Here is a 1276-nt window from a genome sequence, read left to right on the forward strand (position 1 = left end):
TACGAACATCAAAAGGCAACCCGTTACACAAGCCTACCTGCTTATAAAACAAAGTGATTGCATCTGTTGCGTTCAGAGCAAGTTTCCTGTCTATCGCTATTTCTCAAATAGCTTATTGTTTTAGATCATTGTCTAGCCATTTGGTTCCCTGTGCTGTTTATGAATCTTTCGTGAAGTTATTACATTTGTGATAGTTACGGGTATCTATCCAAATGAAACTTTTATCCTGTCTGAAGGTCATATAGTCAAATAATTTTTAATGCAGTCTTTCAGATTACAGGAGTGAGATTAATTATGGATGGCCATATTGATGGGGCAATAAACAAACGTATTCCTGCCAGAGATATGCCTGATAGAGAGGTGCCTGATAGAGGCGTGCCTCAGAGCGGCTTGCCAGACAGGACGTCAAAGCTGGAATTATCGTCGAATGAGCGTGTTGAAATCTGCAGTGAGGTAACTCCCGAACTCAATAGATCGTCACCTTCAATGGCACTGCCTTATAAAGCGAGAACCGTATCCTCAATGGATTCCTCGCTTCGCAAAACCCCTGATTCCTTCGATTTTCGTTTTGTCGCCAGTGATGATGAGATTCGACAACTTTTAATGGCCCGGACCGGCGATGAACATCGGGATGTCACCCTTATTTCCCACCCCGATGACCTCTCACAGGCTAATCTGGTGAGCCGGTTGAGTATTTCTGAAGAGGGTCGCCAGGTTCTGCGTTCAGGCAAGTTGTTTGAAGGGTCGCAGCCACTCACCCTGGTGATAGATATCCGCAAACTCTCCAATGAGGAACTGCCAAAATTTAACGATCTACTGGACCCGGATAACCCCTGTCTATACGACAAAGTCAGTCAGAAACAACGCCCTCTGGGAGAGCATGTTGCCCTGCTGGTTCTGGCAGACCCTGCACAGTTGACATCGGTTGACCAGCGTGACGACGCTTCGGGAGCCGCTGCTTCGGGAGCCGCCGCTCCGGGCGCTGATTTCTGGCGGCGAATTAATCGACCGGAAAATACCTGGCAATGCGACCCACTGATCGGCAATGACCCTTCGATGGAGATCGACGAGGTTTCTCCGCTATTGGCTGAACTCCCCTGTGCCGAAAGCGTTATGGATGACGACAATACTGTTCTTATTGACTGTCACTTGCACAGTCACTGGCGACATTTGCTGCTGGGCGGCCCAGGAGTGGATAAACAGGGGCGAATCCAGCATATACCCGGCAGGCTTGAAACATTGAGGGCCGGACAAAGGGTGATTCTGAAAGGAGCCA

General features: G+C 48.5%; 1 protein-coding gene. It reads left to right on the forward strand.

The genetic code is table 11. From position 1 onward, the window contains the following. Positions 1–294 precede the first annotated feature (294 nt). Positions 295–1276, forward strand: a 982-nt coding sequence (locus tag KDK17_RS07205; protein WP_257287715.1) for a hypothetical protein, incomplete at its 3' end; no start/stop codon positions are given.

The organism is Endozoicomonas sp. SESOKO2, assembly GCF_024606245.1.
Classification (GTDB): Bacteria; Pseudomonadota; Gammaproteobacteria; order Pseudomonadales; family Endozoicomonadaceae; genus Endozoicomonas_A.